Origin of the sequence: Nocardia sp. CA-135953 (assembly GCF_050955735.1) — a bacterium.
In the GTDB taxonomy this organism is placed as follows: domain Bacteria; phylum Actinomycetota; class Actinomycetes; order Mycobacteriales; family Mycobacteriaceae; genus Nocardia.
Map to the genome: position 1 here is coordinate 161,223 of NZ_CP192082.1, position 17,874 is coordinate 179,096.

At 65.2% G+C, this 17,874-nt stretch carries 14 protein-coding genes; 7 read left to right on the forward strand and 7 right to left on the reverse strand.

Going from position 1 to position 17,874, the window contains the following annotated elements; all coding sequences use genetic code 11:
• Positions 1–92 precede the first annotated feature (92 nt).
• The 4 genes from ACQPXH_RS00695 (at position 93) to ACQPXH_RS00710 (ending at position 8,445) form a co-directional block, all read left to right on the forward strand.
• On the forward strand, positions 93–242 hold the full coding sequence (locus ACQPXH_RS00695) for a hypothetical protein (RefSeq protein ID WP_433600425.1): 150 nt from the start codon (positions 93–95) through the stop codon (positions 240–242).
• Between the two features lie 703 nt (positions 243–945).
• The gene (gltB, locus tag ACQPXH_RS00700) at positions 946–5,598 is read left to right on the forward strand and encodes a glutamate synthase large subunit (protein ID WP_433600426.1); all 4,653 of its coding nucleotides are present in this window, start codon (positions 946–948) and stop codon (positions 5,596–5,598) included.
• 113 nt (positions 5,599–5,711) lie between these two features.
• Positions 5,712–7,181 carry a glutamate synthase subunit beta gene (locus ACQPXH_RS00705; RefSeq protein ID WP_433600427.1) on the forward strand — a complete coding sequence of 490 codons (1,470 nt, stop codon included), beginning with the start codon at positions 5,712–5,714 and terminating at the stop codon, positions 7,179–7,181.
• A 364-nt stretch (positions 7,182–7,545) separates the two neighbouring features.
• Positions 7,546–8,445 (forward strand): cutinase family protein, encoded by a 900-nt coding sequence (locus tag ACQPXH_RS00710; protein ID WP_433603680.1) that lies wholly within the window; start codon positions 7,546–7,548, stop codon positions 8,443–8,445.
• 85 nt (positions 8,446–8,530) lie between these two features.
• Here the strand turns inward: ACQPXH_RS00710 and ACQPXH_RS00715 are convergent, their stop codons facing one another.
• Together ACQPXH_RS00715 and ACQPXH_RS00720 are read right to left on the reverse strand one after the other, a co-directional pair.
• Positions 8,531–8,872: a hypothetical protein gene (locus ACQPXH_RS00715; protein ID WP_433600428.1), complete on the reverse strand. Its 342-nt coding sequence runs from the start codon at positions 8,870–8,872 to the stop codon at positions 8,531–8,533.
• A 160-nt stretch (positions 8,873–9,032) separates the two neighbouring features.
• Positions 9,033–9,650: a histidine phosphatase family protein gene (locus tag ACQPXH_RS00720; protein ID WP_433600429.1), complete on the reverse strand. Its 618-nt coding sequence runs from the start codon at positions 9,648–9,650 to the stop codon at positions 9,033–9,035.
• A gap of 56 nt (positions 9,651–9,706) precedes the next feature.
• Between ACQPXH_RS00720 and ACQPXH_RS00725 the strand changes: the two genes are divergently transcribed.
• Positions 9,707–10,306 carry a Uma2 family endonuclease gene (locus ACQPXH_RS00725; RefSeq protein WP_433600430.1) on the forward strand — a complete coding sequence of 200 codons (600 nt, stop codon included), beginning with the start codon at positions 9,707–9,709 and terminating at the stop codon, positions 10,304–10,306.
• A 16-nt stretch (positions 10,307–10,322) separates the two neighbouring features.
• On the opposite strand, the gene ACQPXH_RS00730 is transcribed toward ACQPXH_RS00725, so the two are convergent.
• Positions 10,323–11,030: a winged helix-turn-helix transcriptional regulator gene (locus ACQPXH_RS00730; protein ID WP_433600431.1), complete on the reverse strand. Its 708-nt coding sequence runs from the start codon at positions 11,028–11,030 to the stop codon at positions 10,323–10,325.
• Between the two features lie 107 nt (positions 11,031–11,137).
• On the opposite strand from ACQPXH_RS00730, the gene ACQPXH_RS00735 reads away from it, so the two are divergent.
• A complete protein-coding gene (locus tag ACQPXH_RS00735; RefSeq protein WP_433600432.1) occupies positions 11,138–12,652 on the forward strand; it encodes an MFS transporter in 1,515 nt (504 codons plus the stop codon).
• 54 nt (positions 12,653–12,706) lie between these two features.
• Here the strand turns inward: ACQPXH_RS00735 and ACQPXH_RS00740 are convergent, their stop codons facing one another.
• Together ACQPXH_RS00740 and lysX are read right to left on the reverse strand one after the other, a co-directional pair.
• Positions 12,707–12,934 (reverse strand): hypothetical protein, encoded by a 228-nt coding sequence (locus tag ACQPXH_RS00740; protein ID WP_433600433.1) that lies wholly within the window; start codon positions 12,932–12,934, stop codon positions 12,707–12,709.
• 129 nt (positions 12,935–13,063) lie between these two features.
• The gene (gene lysX, locus ACQPXH_RS00745; RefSeq protein WP_433600434.1) at positions 13,064–16,441 is read right to left on the reverse strand and encodes a bifunctional lysylphosphatidylglycerol synthetase/lysine--tRNA ligase LysX; all 3,378 of its coding nucleotides are present in this window, start codon (positions 16,439–16,441) and stop codon (positions 13,064–13,066) included.
• Positions 16,442–16,584: 143 nt separating this feature from the next.
• Here lysX and ACQPXH_RS00750 point away from each other — a divergent pair, with 143 nt between their 5' ends.
• On the forward strand, positions 16,585–16,806 hold the full coding sequence (locus ACQPXH_RS00750; protein WP_040685709.1) for an RNA-binding S4 domain-containing protein: 222 nt from the start codon (positions 16,585–16,587) through the stop codon (positions 16,804–16,806).
• Positions 16,807–16,810: 4 nt separating this feature from the next.
• On the opposite strand, the gene rraA is transcribed toward ACQPXH_RS00750, so the two are convergent.
• Together rraA and ACQPXH_RS00760 are read right to left on the reverse strand one after the other, a co-directional pair.
• Entirely contained in the window at positions 16,811–17,278 is a 468-nt protein-coding gene (gene rraA / locus ACQPXH_RS00755) for a ribonuclease E activity regulator RraA (RefSeq protein ID WP_433603681.1), read from the reverse strand.
• A gap of 221 nt (positions 17,279–17,499) precedes the next feature.
• Positions 17,500–17,865, reverse strand: a complete 366-nt coding sequence (locus tag ACQPXH_RS00760; protein WP_433600435.1) for a DUF5313 family protein — start codon at positions 17,863–17,865, stop codon at positions 17,500–17,502.
• Between the last annotated feature and the right edge of the window lie 9 nt (positions 17,866–17,874).

Genomic DNA, 17,874 nt, shown 5'->3' on the forward strand with positions numbered 1-17,874 from the left:
ACCGCACCGGAAAGAGTCGACGGACGGGGTTGTTGCGAGTGTTTTTCCGATGCTCGGCAAGGGTTTTGGTGTGCTTGGCAGCGGCTCTGTTGATGGGCGCCCCCGATAGCCGTGCGCAAACACTCGATGACGATCCGGCCTTGGATCGCATCGTCGCTCTGGTGGCCGAACGCCTGGATACCGACGCCGTCGCCGCGGCCAAATGTCGGCACCTGGTGTCGCCCGAGGTAAACGTGTTGTAAACCACTCGAATTCGATTGCTGGAAATGTGCTAAATCCCACATGAGGCAAAAGAGTCCGGACGGTCGGATCGGGTTGTGTGCTTGTCACACCCCTATCGGAATTCTCTCATCCAGCCCGCTGGCGAGTTAGCCACCGCGGATCGGGTTTGCCCCGACCGAAGCAGGGGAAATCCACTTCGATGCAGGTGAGCGCCGGTTCTCGCGGTGTGGGGTGCGGCGTGCTGCGGGTCCTGGGCACCCGTTCTCGCTGGTTGGCACCCGGTGCCAAGGGGATCGATCGCACCGCGTTCGCTGCTTTACACTGGACGACGCGCACACGTGGAGGACCAATTGAAGAAGCCCAGCTAGACCCGGTTATTAGCACGACCTAAGTTGGTTGGGCCCAGGACCTGACTTATCGTTTGCTCTTAATGCCGAACACAACAACGTTCGGCAATAGCGCCCGCTCGGGCTCGGAAAACCGGTGCCCAAGCGTAGCGGGCGCGCACCCGTGCGGAGGTAAGGAACACGTAAGCGTTCCGTTACCGACGAGCACCCCTACGTCATCGCAGCGGGTGGACAACTGGAGACGTGACTGCACGAAGAAGACCATCAGCGCGGCTGGTTTCGCAACGTACAGGCGCAGTCTTGACGGAGGCAATCGACGAAAGGCCCCTTTCCCACAGGCCGATTCATCGAGGCCGACTTTCTTGAAGGCAGAGGCATGACGCAACTTCCTGGCCACAGGTCCCCCGGACCCATCGGGCTCTATGACCCGGCGAACGAGCACGACGCCTGCGGTGTCGCATTCGTCGTCGACATGCACGGCCGCCGCAGCCGCGACATCGTCGACAAGGCTATTACGGCTCTGTTGAACCTGGAGCACCGCGGTGCGGCAGGTGCCGAACCCAATAGTGGTGACGGCGCCGGCATCCTGATCCAGATTCCGGACCGGTTCTTCCGTGCCGTGGTCGATTTCGAGTTGCCGCCGGAGGGCTCCTACGCCACCGGTATCGCCTTCCTGCCGCAGGCCCGTCGCGAGGCGACCAAGGCCGCCTACGGCCTGGAGCGCATTGTCGAATCCGAGGGCCTCGCCGTGCTCGGCTGGCGCGAGGTGCCCACCGACGAGTCCACCCTGGGCGCGCTGGCCCGCGACGCCATGCCGACCTTCCGCCAGATCTTCATCGGCTCGCCGAAGGGTTCGGCCGAGCAGCTGTCGGGCATGGATCTGGAGCGCCGGGCCTACGTGGTGCGCAAGCGCGTCGAGCACGAACTGGGCAAGGCCGGTGCGGGCGAGGGCGCGGTCGGCAAGGAGTCGGTGTACTTCCCGAGCCTGTCCGGTCAGACCTTCGTCTACAAGGGCATGTTCACCACTCCGCAGTTGCGCGCGTTCTACCTGGACCTGCAGGACGGCCGGATGGAGTCCGCCCTCGGCATCGTGCACTCCCGGTTCTCCACCAACACCTTCCCGTCGTGGCCGCTGGCGCATCCGTTCCGCCGGGTCGCGCACAACGGTGAGATCAACACCGTCACCGGTAACGAGAACTGGATGCGCGCCCGCGAGGCGCTGCTGCGCTCGGATGTCTTCGGCATCGACGAGGCGGGCAACAACCGCCTGCAGAAGATCTTCCCCGTCTGTACCCCGGGGGCGAGCGATACCGCGCGCTTCGACGAGGTGCTGGAACTGCTGCACCTCGGCGGCCGCAGCTTGCCCCACGCGGTGCTGATGATGATTCCCGAGGCCTGGGAACGCAACGAGAACATGGACCTGCAGCGGCGGGCGTTCTACCGCTACCACTCGATGCTGATGGAGCCGTGGGACGGCCCGGCATCGGTGTGCTTCTCCGACGGCACCGTGGTCGGCGCCGTGCTCGACCGTAACGGTCTGCGCCCCAGCCGCATCTGGGTCACCGATGACGGTCTGGTCGTCATGGCCTCCGAGGTCGGTGTCCTCGATATCGATCCGGCCAAGGTGGTCCAGAAGGTGCGGCTGCAGCCGGGCCGTATGTTCCTGGTCGACACCTCGCAGGGCCGCATCGTCGGCGACGAGGAGCTCAAGAGCCAGCTCGCCGCCGAGCACCCCTACCAGGAATGGCTCGACGCCGGCGTGACCAAGCTGGCCGATCTGCCCGACCGTCCGCATGTGCACATGTCGCACGATCGCGTGCTGATCCGCCAGCAGATCTTCGGATACACCAATGAAGAGTTGAACCTGCTGATCTCGCCGATGGCCAAGACCGGCGGTGAGGCGCTCGGCTCGATGGGCACCGACACCCCGATCGCGGTGCTGTCCTCGCGCCCCCGGCTGCTCTTCGACTACTTCTCCCAGCTGTTCGCACAGGTGACCAACCCTCCGCTGGACGCGATCCGCGAAGAAGTGGTGACCAGCCTGCGCCGGGCCCTCGGCCCGGAGGCCGACCTGCTGCACCCCGGCCCGGAGTCCTGCCACCAGATCACCATCCCGCAGCCGATTCTGGACAACGACGAGCTGGCCAAGCTCATCCACATCAACGACGACGGCTCGCATCCGGAGCTGCGCTCGGTGGTCGTGCACGGTCTGTACCCGGTGAAGAAGGGTGGCAAGGGCCTACGCAAGGCGCTCGAGGCCATCAACACCCAGGTCTCGGCCGCCATCGAGGGCGGCGCGCGGATCATCGTGCTGTCCGACCGCGAGTCCAATGAGAAGCTGGCGCCGATTCCGTCGCTGCTGCTGACCTCGTCGGTGCACCACCACCTGGTGCGCGAGCGCACTCGCACCATGGTCGGCGTGGTCGTCGAGGCCGGTGACGCCCGCGAGGTGCACCACATGGCCATGCTGGTCGGCTTCGGCGCGGCCGCGATCAACCCGTACATGGCCTTCGAGACCATCGAGGATCTGCTCGAGCGCGGTGGGCTCCAGATGCCGGGCAGCACCGGCGATCCGGCCGACGATTACCGCAAGGCCGTCGCGAACTACAACAAGGCCGCGAGCAAGGGCGTGCTGAAGGTGATGTCCAAGATGGGCATCTCCACGATCGCCTCCTACACCGGCGCGCAGCTGTTCCAGGTGATCGGCCTGTCGCAGGAACTGGTGGACGAGTACTTCACCGGCCTGCGTTCGCATCTGGACGGCATCGGCCTCGACGAGATCGCCGCCGACGTGGCGGCCCGGCACACCGTGGCGTTCCTGGAGAACCGCAACGAGCGCGCGCACCGCGAGCTCGAGGTGGGCGGTGAATACCAGTGGCGGCGCGAGGGTGAATACCACCTGTTCAACCCCGACACCGTCTTCAAGCTGCAGCACGCCACCCGCAGCGGTCAGTACTCGATCTTCAAGGAGTACACCAAGCTGGTCGACGATCAGTCCGAGCGGCTGGCCTCGCTGCGCGGTCTGTTCAAGTTCCGGACCGGTGAGCGCAAGCCGATTTCGATCGACGAGGTCGAACCGGCCAGCGCCATCGTCAAGCGGTTCTCCACCGGCGCGATGAGCTACGGCTCCATCTCCTCCGAGGCGCACGAGACCCTCGCGATCGCGATGAACCGCCTCGGCGGTCGCTCGAATTCCGGTGAGGGCGGCGAACATCCGGCCCGCTTCGAGGTCGAGGAGAACGGTGACTGGCGGCGTTCGGCGATCAAGCAGGTCGCCTCGGGTCGTTTCGGTGTCACCGCGCACTACCTGACCAACTGCACCGATATCCAGATCAAGATGGCGCAGGGCGCCAAGCCCGGTGAGGGCGGTCAGCTGCCCGCGCACAAGGTGTACCCGTGGGTCGCCGAGGTGCGGCACTCGACGCCGGGCGTCGGCCTGATCTCGCCGCCGCCGCACCACGACATCTACTCGATCGAGGATCTGGCGCAGCTGATCCACGATCTGAAGAACGCGAACCCGCAAGCGCGGATTCACGTGAAACTTGTTGCGGAGCCAGGCGTCGGCACGGTCGCGGCCGGTGTGTCGAAGGCGCACGCGGACGTGGTGCTGATCTCCGGCCACGACGGTGGTACCGGCGCCTCGCCGCTGACCTCGCTCAAGCATGCGGGCGGTCCCTGGGAGCTCGGCCTGGCCGAGACCCAGCAGACGTTGCTGCTCAACGGACTTCGCGATCGCATCGTCGTGCAGGTCGACGGCCAGATGAAGACCGGCCGCGACGTGATGATCGCCGCACTGCTCGGCGCCGAGGAATTCGGTTTCGCCACCGCGCCTCTGGTGGTTTCGGGCTGCATCATGATGCGGGTCTGCCACCTCGACACCTGCCCCGTCGGTGTCGCGACGCAGAACCCGGTGCTGCGCGAACGCTTCACGGGCAAGCCGGAATTCGTCGAGAACTTCATGCTTTTCATCGCCGAAGAGGTACGGGAACTGCTGGCGGAGTTGGGCTTCCGCACCCTGGACGAGGCCATCGGCCGGGTCGACATGCTCGACACCTCCCAGGCCAAGGCGCACTGGAAGGCCAGCAAGCTGGACCTGTCGTCGATCCTCGACGATGTCGAGACGGCATTCATGCGCCAGGACCGGTACCGCACCAAGACCCAGGAGCACGGCCTGGACCGGGCGCTGGACGTGCAGCTGATCGCGCAGAGCGCCGATGCGCTCGAGCGCGGCCAAGCGGTGAAGTTCGAAACCAAGATCACGAACGTGAACCGCACCGTCGGCACCATGCTCGGCCACGAGGTGACCAAGCTCTACGGTGGCGCGGGCCTGCCCGACGACACCATCGACATCACCTTCACCGGGTCCGCGGGCAACAGCTTCGGCGCGTTCGTGCCCGCGGGCATCACGCTGCGGGTGCAGGGCGACGCGAACGACTATGTGGGCAAGGGTCTTTCCGGCGGCCACCTGATCGTGCGCCCGTCGCTGAACGCACCGGCCGACTTCGTCGCGGAGCAGAACATCATCGCGGGCAACGTGATCCTGTTCGGCGCCACCAGCGGCCAGGCCTTCATCAACGGTGTGGTCGGCGAGCGGTTCGCCGTGCGCAACTCCGGCGCCACCGCGGTGGTCGAGGGCGTCGGTGATCACGGCTGTGAGTACATGACCGGTGGTCGGGTGGTCATCCTCGGTGAGACCGGCCGAAACTTCGGCGCCGGTATGTCCGGCGGTGTCGCGTTCGTCTACGACCCGAACGGCACCTTCGAGGCAAAGCTCAACCCCGAGCAGGCCGACGCGGTCGAGCAGCTCTCCGGTGACGACTTCACCTGGCTGCGCGACATCGTCACCCAGCACCGCGATCAGACGGGCTCGGCTGTCGCCGAACGCATTCTGAGCGACTGGTCCCAGCAAGTGAACCACTTCGTGAAGGTTATGCCGCGCGAATACAAGAAGGTTTTGCTCGCGATCTCCGAGGCCGAGAAGAACGGCACGGACGTCGACGAGGCGATTATGGAGGCAGCACGTGGCTGACCAGAAGGTTCCAAAGATGTCGACGAGGCACTGTGACTATTCAAGGCAGCACGTGGCTGACCAGAAAGTTCTAAAGATGTCGACGAGGCACTGTGACTATTCGGGGGCAGCACGTGGCTGACCCGCAAGGATTTCTGAAGCACACCAAACGGGAACTGCCGACGCGTCGTCCGGTTCCGCTGCGCCTGATGGACTGGAAAGAGGTCTACGAGCAGGGTTTCTCACACCAGACCCTGCAGACCCAGGCCAGCCGGTGTATGGACTGCGGTATTCCGTTCTGTCACAACGGCTGTCCGCTGGGCAACCTCATCCCGGAGTGGAACGACCTGGTTCACAAGGGCCAGTGGCGTGAGGGCATCGACCGGCTGCACGCGACCAACAACTTCCCGGAGTTCACCGGGCGGCTGTGCCCGGCGCCGTGCGAGGCGTCCTGTGTCCTCGGCATCAACCAGGATCCGGTGACGATCAAGCAGGTCGAGGTCGAGCTCATCGAGAACGCCTTCGACGAGGGCTGGGTGACCCCGGTCTACCCGACCCGCATCACCGGCAAGCGGGTCGCGGTGGTCGGTTCCGGTCCGGCCGGTCTGGCCGCCGCACAGCAGCTGACCAGGGCCGGTCACACCGTGACCGTCTTCGAGCGCGCCGACCGCGTCGGTGGCCTGCTGCGCTACGGCATTCCAGAATTCAAGATGGAGAAGCGCTTCATCGACCGCAGGCTCGCGCAGATGGAGGCCGAGGGCACCATCTTCAAGACCGGGGTGAACGTCGGTGTCGACATCACCGCCGCGCAGCTGCGTGCGCGGTTCGACGCGATCGTGCTGGCCGGTGGCGCCACCCTGGCGCGTGACCTGCCCATCCCGGGCCGGGATCTGGACGGCATCCACCAGGCGATGGAATTCCTGCCGTGGGCCAACCGGGTGCAACTCGGCGACGATGTCACCGACGAGAACGGCCTGCCGCCGATCCACGCCAAGGACAAGAAGGTCGTCATCATCGGTGGCGGTGACACCGGCGCGGACTGCCTGGGCACCTCGCATCGTCAGGGCGCGGCCAGCATCCACCAGTTCGAGATCATGCCGCGGCCGCCGGAGGAGCGCGCCTCCTCCACCCCGTGGCCGACCTACCCGCTCATGTACCGGGTCTCCTCGGCGCACGAGGAGGGCGGCGAACGCGTGTTCTCGGTGAACACCGAGCGTTTCGTCGGCGCGGACGGCAAGGTCACCGCGCTGGAGGCGCACGAGGTCAAGATGGTCAACGGCCGCTTCGAGAAGGTCGAAGGCACCGACTTCACCCTCGAGGCCGATCTGGTGCTGCTCGCCATGGGCTTCACCGGACCCGAGAAGCCGGGCCTGCTCGAAGGTCTCGGCGTCGGCTACGACCAGCGCGGCAATGTCCAGCGCGATAAGAACTGGTCGACCAATGTCCCCGGCGTCTTCGTCGCCGGTGATATGGGCCGCGGCCAGTCGCTGATCGTCTGGGCCATCGCCGAGGGCCGCGCCGCCGCGTCTGCGGTCGACAAGTTCCTCGAGGGCGAGACCGCGCTGCCCGCGCCGATCCCGCCGACGGCAGTCGCGCAACGATAGAACCTCTCTGACCGGAGCGGAAAGGGCGCCTGTAGATCTCGAATCCACAGGCGCCCTTATCGTTTGCCATGCGTACGCATTCGATCCTGGCGCGACACGCGGAAGGTCGCTGAGGGGAGCCGTTTTCGGCGGGCGCGTTGACGGGAATCGGACACGGTAACGAGTTCGAATGGCGCAGGTCGAGGCGTTGCCTTATTGTGATCTGCGGCGTGGTGCGTGATCTTGGGATGTGGGTTGCGACGTGCGTGTCATATCGGTGGGTGACCCGATATGCACTGGACCGACATCCGCCGAGGTCAGCACGGTTGACAAAAGACTGTCGGAGCTAGCTCTCGCAAGGGGCGATGTTTTGAACTGGAGCGGTATGCGGTTGAAGAAGGTGGCCGCCGCACTCGGTGCGTGCGCGGCTGTAGCATCCGGCGTAGTCCTCGGTAGCGGTTCGGTAACGGCCGATCCGGGCTGCCCGAGCCTCTATGTGGTTGCGATTCCCGGTACTTGGGAGACCGGAAAGGACAAGACGCCACAACCCGGCATGCTGTCCGGCGTAACCAATGGGCTGGGCCGGTCGGTGGACGTCGATTACGTGACCTACGCCGCGACCGCCTTCCCGTGGGAGGGCGATGTCTACGGCGCGTCCAAGAAGGAAGCGACCGATCGCGCCCGAGGCCTGGCCACCGCGATGGCACAGAGTTGTGGCGGCACCAAGATCGCGATCGTCGGCTACAGCCAGGGTGCGGATGCGGCGGGCGACCTCGCCGCCGAAATCGGCACCGGGCTCAGCTCGATTCCGGCGGACCGGATCGCGGGTGTCGGCCTGATCTCCGATCCGCGCCGCTCGCCCACCGACATCCAGGTCGGACCGGTCGCGCCGGGCGCGGGCGCCGGCGGCGCTCGGGTCGGCGGCTTCGGCTGGCTCAGCGATCGCACCCGCACCATCTGCGCGCTCGACGATCTCTACTGCGCAACCGCCACCGACGATTTCGTGACCCGGTTCGCCGGCTTCCTCGCGCAGACCTCGGAGGCGAATCCGGCCAACCTCTGGCGCTATCAGCTCGAGGCGGGCGCCATCATGAACGACCTGATGAACCTCGGCGGCATCCCGACGCTGCAGTCGCAGCTCACCGAATCCGCCAACCAGCAGCGGGCGAAGGATCTGGAGCGGTTCTACAACTCGCACGCGCATACGCTCTACGGCAGCTACCCAGTGGGCGGCGGGCAGACCGCCATCTCCTGGATGCACAACTGGATCGCGGGCATGGCCTGATTCCGAGGCGATAGTCCCAGACAAAAGCGCAGGCCACCCGTGCACATGGAGGGGTGGCCTGCGCTTTTGCCGAACGCCCTGACTGCTAGCCGGCCGATCCGGTCGACGGCAGGGCCGGTACACCCGGCAGCAGCAGCGGCGGCTGTCCGGGGCCATTGTGCCAATCACTGCCGGGGCCATTGTGCCAATCACCGGGGCCGCGACCGTCATGGTCGCCGGGACCGTCCCAGTCACCGTGATGGTGGCGGTTGATTTCGGTGCCTTGCAAGGGAATCTGGTCCGATACTGTCTGAACCGTCGGCACGGACGAATCGGCCGTGGCCGCGGATGCGGTGACCGCGAGCGCGCTGAGCGGAATCGCGGCCAACGCGCCTGCGATCGCAATGCGAGCGAAACCACGCCTGAAGGTCGATGACTTGGTGAGCAAAACGGATTCCTTTCCTCGGACGATGAGCCGCTGGTTGGTTCGAGCGACCTTTCAGTAGTCGCTGCGGCGGCTCACCGATCCAATACAAGGCTCCGTCACTGGGATCGGGGTGCGATCATTCTGGCAGTCGACTGTGAATGACCGAGTCTTGGAACAACCATCAAGGTTGCTGTGAAATATTGCGCGGCAACAGATCCCACACGTGACCGTTCTCATTGACGGTCGCCGCGGTCCGGCGGCCGCTGCGGGAGAACAGGATCCGGGTGATCGAGCAGTAGTCGATCGGGAAGGTCAGCGGCCGGGCCAGGCCGAGCACGTCCTGCAGGAATACATTGATCACCCCGCCGTGCGCGAAGACGAGCACCGTATCGGCCGGATCGGTGTGCGCGGCGATCGAGGTGACGGCATCGCGCACCCGGTTGATGAAGGCTGTCGCGTCGATCTGTCCGGGCAGATGCCCGGACTTGATCCGGTCGTAGACGGCCGCGAATTCGACCTTGGCATCCTCGATCGGAATGTAGGAGGGCAGGTCGCGATCGTATTCGGCCAGATCATCGATCACATCCACCGCAAGCCCGAGTTTCGCCGCGGTCGGCTCGGCCGTCTCCCGCGCCCGTAGCTGCGGACTGCTCACGATCCGACTGATCCGATGCTGACTCAACGCCGCAGGCACCCGTTCGGCCTGCTCCACCCCGACCGGCGCCAACCCGGGATCGGCCGGCCCACCGGAGGCTTGCACCCGCAACGGCTGAGCATGACGAACGAATATCAACTGCACCCAGCCCACTCTGCCGTATGACCGCTGTTCATTCGCACTAGGGGATTGAGCGACGTGTGGGTGCCATACTCGAAGCCATGATCGTCGAACCTTTTCCGCAGTGGCTGCGCCCGCCGCCGGGTGGGTTCGTCGCCGAGGATCTGGATCGCCTGCCGGACCTGCCCCCGCATACCGAGTTGATCGACGGGAGCCTTGTCTTCGTGAGCCCGCAGGCGAAGTTTCACATGCTGGTTATCACCCTGCTGGATTCGGCCCTGCGCCACCTGGCGCCCGCACATGTGCGGGTGCGGCGGGAAATGACTGTCACGTTGGGACGTGATCAGCGTCCGGAGCCGGGCATCGTTGTGGTTCGTGCCGATCGCGATGGCGGCCACGAACTGACGTCATATCAGGCCGATGATGTCGTACTCGCGGTGGAGGTTGTATCCGTCGAATCGCGTACTCGCGATCGGGAACGCAAACCCCAGTTGTACGCGCAGGCTGGCATCACGCACTTCTGGCGCATCGAGAATGTCGACGGCCGTCCTGTGGTCTACGGCTACGAACTCGACCCCGCCACAAAGGCATACGCACTCACCGGCATTCATCATGAGCGACTGAAGCTGAGCGTGCCATTCGACATCGACATCGACCTCACCGACATCGATCGACTCTGACCACTCGACCTCGTGGTCAGGTCGTCGTAGTTCCCTTGCACTCCGCCGGGAGTTCGAAGAAGTCGATGAAGCGTTCGGCGGCGGGGAGGTCACCGGATATCTTGGCCTCGCCGGTGGCGATGGTGTCGGCCAAGGGGTTGCCGTCGACGACTATGGCGACGAAGGCGGGCACGGTCGCGTGGATGGTGGTGGCCGCGCGGCCGGTGGCGCCGCGGGCGATGGTGAAGGTGCCGTCAGCGACCAGCGCGTGGAATTCGTCTGTACCGGAATCGGACCCGGTGAAGTAGAGGTCGTAGTCGGCGTGCACTCCTGCGGCGGATTCGGGCTTGAAGAATGTGCGCAGGGTGACCACGAGGGAGTCGGTGGATACCTCGGAGCAGCGGTAACTGTTGGGGGAGCGCGCGCCCCAGCGGTTGAGCGCCACGATCACCGAATCGAGTTCGCGACCCCAATCGGTGAGGTCGTATACGGCGGCGCCGACCGGCGGCGGCAGCTTGCGTTTGTGCACGACGCCGATCTGGACGAGTTCCTCGAGCCGTTGCGAGAGCACATTGGGACTGATGCCGGGCAGTCCGGCGCGCAGATCGGTGAAGCGCTTCGGGCCGAGGAGTAGTTCGCGCACCACGAGCAGGGTCCAGCGCTCGCCGACGAGGTCGAGCGCGCGGGCAGCACCGCAGGCGTCGTGGTAGCTGCGCTTGGCGCGCTGCTCCGGGGCAACAGTCATGAGCTACAGCATATCAGTCGTTCTTCAACTGAATTAATTAGTTGTCTTTTAGGACCAATCATTGCTAGCGTGCCACAGTAACGATCTTCGGGTGGAAGGCGTCTGTGGTGACGGAAGCAAAAGAACGACATAGACAGGTAGGGGACGCCCCGGCCGGTTCGGACAGCAAGCGCTGGCTCGCCCTCTATGTGTTGTGCGGCGGCATGCTGATGATCGTGCTCGATGCGACGATCGTGAATGTCGCACTCGCGGATATCCAGACCGACCTGGGCTTCACCGCATCGGGTCTGGCCTGGGTGGTGAACGGATATCTGATCTCCTTCGGTGGCCTGCTCATGCTGGCCGGCCGACTCGGTGACCTGATCGGTCGCCGCACCATGTTCCTGTCCGGTCTGGTGGTCTTCACCCTGTCCTCGGCGCTGTGTGGTGCGGCCGTCAACGAGGTGACCCTCATCGCGGCCCGCTTCCTGCAGGGCATCGGTGGCGCCATGACCTCGGCGGTCATCCTCGGCATGATCTTCGCGATGTTCCCGGATCCGCGCGAGCAGGCCAAGGCGATCGGTCGCTACGCCTTCGTCGCGTCGGCCGGTGGTGCGATCGGCCTGCTGCTCGGCGGTTTCCTGACCGCCCTGGACTGGCGGCTGATCTTCCTGGTCAACCTGCCGATCGGCATTGCGGTCGGCATCGGCGTGCTGAAGATCCTGGACAAGGACAAGGGCGCCGGACTGAAGGACGGCGCGGATGTGCCCGGCGCCGTGCTGATCACGGCGGCGCTGATGCTCGGCGTCTACGCGATCGTCAAGCCCGCGGCGGAATACGGCTGGACCGATCCGGTCACGCTCGGGCTCGGCGCGGCCACGCTGGTACTGCTCGGCGGATTCATCGCGCGGGAGGCGACGGCGGCCACCCCGTTGATGCCGCTGACGATCTTCCGCTCGCGGAATCTGTCCGGCGCCAATGTGATCCAGGTGCTGACCGTGGCGGGCATGTTCGGCATGTTCTTCATGGGTTCGCTGTACCTGAAGCAGGTGCTCGGCTATTCGCCGATCCAGCTCGGCACGGCCTTCTTCCCGGTCGCGGCGATCATGGGTCTGCTGTCGGTGCGCTACTCCGAACGCCTGGTGATGCGCTTCGGCGCCCGCAAGGTGCTGATTCCCGGTCTGCTGCTGATCCTCGTCGCGCTGCTCTGGCTGACCCAGGCCCCGGTGGACGGCAGCTACTGGATCGACATCTTCGGCCCGATGGTGCTGTTCGGTACCGGTGCGGGTCTGGCGTTCCCGTCGCTGATGAATCTGGCGATGTCGGGGGTCGAGTCGCAGGAGGCCGGGCTGGCCTCGGGTCTGGCCAACACCACCATGCAGGTCGGTGGTGCGCTCGGTCTGGCGGTGCTGGCCACGCTGTCGGCGAGCAAGACCGAACATCTGCTGAAGGACGGTGTCGCGGCGAATGTGGCGCTCACCAACGGATTCCACCTGGCGTTCTGGATCGGTGCCGCACTGCTGATCGTCGCGCTGGTCGCGGCGGTGGTGGTGTTGAAGTCGGTGCGGCCGCAGCCGTACGACGAACTCGAGGACGAGCTTTTGCTCGAGGCCGAGGTGGCCTCCGAACGCACCGTCATCTAGTCCGAAATATCGAAGAGGCCCGGTTCGCGATGCGAGCCGGGCCTTTTCGTGGATTTACTGCTGCTTCTTACGCTTGGTCAGCAGGTAGATGCCGCCGACGATCAGGGCGACGACGACCAGGCAGCAGATGCCGCCGATGATCAGCCCACTGCTGCTCTTCTTCTTTTTCTTGGCCGCGAACTCCACTGCCGATGCGACGGTGTCGGAGTTGGTCCAGGTGTCCGCGCTCGCCCACACCTGCGGGTCCAGCAGGGCGGTGTTGGTCAGCAGATCAAGGTACATATGCATCCCATTGTCGAAGGTAACGGCCTCCTCCCGGGGCCGAATTGTCAACACTAGTAGGCGAATACCGCCTGGGAAGCCTTTCCGATGTTTGCAAATCCTTCAGAATGAATTCTCACCGTGGAGATTTCAGCGCGGCTTCACCAATGGGAACGGAAGTGTCTCGCGGATGCTGCGGCCGGTGATCAACATGACGATACGGTCCACGCCCATGCCCAATCCGCCGGTCGGCGGCATCGCATGCTCGAGTGCCTGCAGAAAGTCCTCGTCCAGCTCCATCGCTTCCGGATCGCCGTTGGCCGCGAGCATCGACTGTTCGGTGAGCCTGCGGCGCTGTTCGATCGGATCGGTGAGTTCGCTGTAGGCCGTACCCAATTCGACGCCCCAGGCGACCAGATCCCAGCGCTCGGTCACGCCGGGGATGCTGCGGTGCGCACGGGTCAGCGGGGAGACCGAGGTGGGGAAATCGATGTAGAAAGTCGGCTGCTCCGTATGGGATTCGACCAGATGCTCGTACATTTCCTGCACGACCTGCCCGGCATCCCAGCCGTGCTGATAGGGCACCTCCGCCTGGTCGCAGAGTTCGCGCAGCTCGTCGAGTGGGGTCTGCGGGTCGATCTTGGTGCCGAGCGCCTCAGATACCGCGCCGTGCACGGTCTTCACCGCCCACTCCCCGGAGATGTCCACCTCTTCGAAGGAGCCGTCCGGTTTGGGGCGCAGTGCAACCATCGAACCATTGGCGGCCTGTGCGGCGTTCTGGATGAGCTGGCGGGCCAGCTGCATCATCCGCTCGTAATCGGCATGTGCCTCATAGGCTTCCAGGCTGGTGAACTCCGGATTGTGGCTGAAGTCCACACCCTCGTTGCGGAAGTTGCGCCCGATTTCGAAGACCTTCTCCATACCGCCGACGCACAGCCGCTTGAGATACAGCTCGGGCGCGATCCGCAGATACAGATCCAGATCGTAGGCATTGATATGGGTGAGGAACGGTGTCGCATTGGCGCCGCCGTGCACCTTCTGCAGGATCGGGGTCTCCACCTCGAGATATCCCCAGGCGTTCAACGAATCCCGCAGCGAGCGCACCACCGCGGTCCGCTTGCTCAGCACCTCGCGGACTTCGGGATTGATCGCCATATCGACGTAGCGCTGACGCACCCTGGCCTCGGGATCGGCCAGGCCCTTCCACTTGTCCGGCAGCGGGTGCAGGCATTTGCCGATCATCCGCCAGTCCGCGGCCAGCAGTGAGAGTTCACCGCGCCGACTGTGCCCGATCTGACCGCTGACCTCGATGAGGTCGCCGAGGTCGAAGAATTCGCCGAATTCGGCGCTGCGTCCGGCGCCGACCCGATCGCGGTCGATGACCAGCTGGATATCATCGGTCCAGTCCCGGACCACCGCGAAGATCACACCGCCGTAATCGCGGATGCGCAGCAGTCGGCCGCAGACCCGCACCGTGGTGCCGCGCGGTGAACGACGCGCTGCCGCAACGGTATGCGTCGGGGGATAGGCGACCGGATAGGCGTCGACGCCCGCGGACGCGAGCCTGTCGAGTTTGTCCATGCGCACCCGCACCTGCTCCGGGCGGCGGGAAAGCTGTTCCACACCGACGTTGTCCGGCAGATCCGGCGGACTGCCGTCGGTGTGCAGTCCGATGATGCCCGCGGGTACCGCGCTGTGCAGACCGGTATGGGTGATGGTCTCGGGTTCCTTGCCGAAGCGCGGTAGGAAGCCCTCGGCGAGCGCACTGGCCATCGCCACCCGGGGTAGCTGCCTGCGCTCCTCGAACAGGAAGAACCGGGGCACCCAGTGCGGCTGATACTTCACATTCGACCGGTATAGCGCCTCCAACTGCCACCAGCGCGAAAAGAACAGCAGCACACTGCGCCACAGCCGCAGCACGGGTCCGGCGCCGATGCGTCCGCCCTCTTCGAAGACGGAGCGGAATACCGCGAAGTTCAGCGAAACCTTGGTGATGCCATGCTGTTCGGAGGTCAGCGCGAGCTGGGAGATCATCAGCTCCATGACACCGTTGGGGCCGTGTGGATCTCGACGCATCAGTTCGAGTGACGCACCGGTGCGTCCCCACGGCACCAGCGACAGCATGCCGAGCACCTGCTCCTCGGGTTCGGATGAGCCGGCCGCACGCTGTCCGTTGAGGGTGGTGGGCTGGCGGGTGGGCTTGACCGCCTCGACCAGCAGGCAGTCGCCGTCCAGCCGGTCGCCGAGGCGGCCGAGCGCCATGGAGAAGCCGCGCTCGGTTTCGGTATCGCGCCAGGCGTCGGCGTGGGCGATCACCTGCCGGAATTCCTCGGCCGGAATATCGCGATGGCGGCGAATCCGCACGGTGATCCCGTGCTTGCGCAACCGGTTCGCCGCCTGGCGGACCTGCTTCATCTCCGGGCCCGCGAGCGAGAACGTCCTGGTGTCGAGAATGGCCTCGTCACCGAGGCGCAGCGCCGAAAGTCCGGCCCGCCGGTACGCCGTCGCACCGAGTTCGCTCGCGCCCATGACCGCTGGCGCCCAACCGAATTCGTCGGCCAACTGCAGCCACGCATCGATCGCCTGCGGCCAGGCCTCGCGAATGCCGATCGGATCGCCACTGGCGAGACAGACGCCCAATTCGACACGATAGGTCAGCGCCGCCTTGCCGCTCGGCGCGAACACCACCGCCTTATCGCGCCGAGTCGCGAAGTAGCCGAGCGAATCCTCGATATCCGAGCGCTCGAGCAGACCGCGGATCGCGGATTCGTCGGTGCCGGTCATCGCATTGCCCGCACGTTGCGAACGCAGCAGGATGACCACTGCGGCCAGCAGCGCGATGGCGCCGAAGAGGCCGAGCAGGAAGTTGACGAACGGGCGCGGATGGCCGTCGAAATGTTCGTTGTCGACCAAGACGGCGGCGGTCACCCGATATACCGACCACAGCGGCCGCTGCACGCCACGGGGCAGCGAACCCGGGAACAACTCCACCAGACCCCAGCCGAGCAGACAGCCGACCGCGAGACCGCCTACCAGTACGCCCAACGCCTTCCAGCCCGCCCCAGGGCGCACCTTGGTGTAGAACTCCCGCCAGGACGCGAGCAGCACACCGATCGCGGCGAGCTGCATCACCGCGGCCACCAGCGCGTGCATGTTGCCCTCGTCGGCGAATTCGAGCACATTCGCCAGCGCGTAGAGCGAGATATAGCCGAGCAGCAACCACCAGGCGATTCGCTTGCGGCTCGCCGTCGCCCCCGCGAGCAGACCGACCACCAGCGCCCACACCAGGCTGGTATCCGGTGCGTCGAAGTAGTACAGGTCGATGTAGCGACGCGGCACATGCGTCAGATATCGCAGTCCGGGCGAGAGGCTCCACAGGAAGCAGAGCACGGCGAACACGCCAAGGAGCAGACCCGCGATATGCGGGACCTCGCGCAACCGTCCGTGTCCGCGATGCGGAACCGGTGGTGCCGATCTTTCCGAGGGTGCTTCGGTGTCGATGTGTTGCCCGGCGTGCGTGGTTGTCACAGCACCAGTGTGTACGGTGCCGCGGTAGTGGTGCTCGAAGGCCACCCGGGCATGTCGGTTATCGGTGCGTCATCCATGTCTGTCGGTCGCTTGCGTGGGGGTTGGATTTCCGCTTCGACGGCGACGGAGTAAGGATGTATCCCATGTCCGATGCAGTCGATGTGCCGATCGATGACGACGTCATTCGACTCGGTCAGTTCCTCAAGCTGGCCAATCTGATCGATTCCGGATCGGAGGCCAAGACCGTGATCGCCGCGGGTCTGGTTCGGGTGAACGAGGAGGTGGAACTGCGCCGCGGACGGCAATTGCATGTCGGCGACATTGTGGCCATCGCCGGTCACCGGGCCAGGGTGGCGGCGGTCTAGCCGCTCAGTCTTCGGCACGGACCACGATGCCGTCGTGGTCGCTGTAGAGCATATCGCCGGGCACGAAGGTGACACCGCCGAATTCGACCGGGACATCGCGCTGCCCGGTGCCGGTCTGGGTGCTCTTGCGCGGGTTGGTGCCCAGCGCCTTGATGCCGATATCGAGCGTGCGCAGGATGGCCGAGTCGCGCACCGCACCGTTGACGATGACGCCGGACCAGCCGTTGGCCACACCGCGTCCGGCGATGATGTCGCCGACCAGTGCGGTGTGCACGCTGGCATCGCCGTCGACGACGAGCACGCCGCCGTCGCCCGGCTCGCCCAGCGTCTGCTTGACCAGCAGGTTGTCCTGGAAGCAGCGGATCGTGGTGATGCGCCCGGAGAACTCCGCGCGCCCGCCGAACTGGATGAACTGTGTATCGCAGCTACGGATTTCGGGGCCGATTTCGTCGGCGAGGTCCGCTGTGGCAATGGTGTTCACTGTGACATTCTGCCGCGCCTTCGGCGCGGCGTGTTCGCGGCCCCCTGGTGTCTCGCGTCCGAGCCGTCGAGACTCGCGACTTCGTCGCATCGCTTCGACGGCTCGGACGCGAGACGGGCCGCGAACGGGTCGCTCGTAAGGCTCGCTCCGTCGTGGTCGAGTCGGTGCTCATGGCTCAGCATTCGCTGGAAAGGGCCGCGCGAACCCAGTCGCTAGCGGTGCCCGTAATGCATCTCGTATTTCATCCGCTCGGTTTCGCGCATCTTGTTGTGGTTGATCCACCCCTGATCGATGCCGTGCTGGCTCAGCCGGAACCGACGCCAGACGTAACTGAGCGACACCGTGAAAACGATCAGCGGCACGATCATCATGAGGATCATGCCGATCTTCAACCCCATCGGGCCGGGGAACAGCAACCACAGCGCGAAGAACGGGATGAACGGTACGAGGAAGCGGACGAGGTAGCGTTCCATGGCCCCGTGCCCGACGAGGTCGTGGATTACCCACTCGTGCAGCTCCTCGGGGAGCTCGCGGCCGAGATCGTAAGCGATCCGTTGGCCCAACGTGGGACGCTTCATATATTCAGG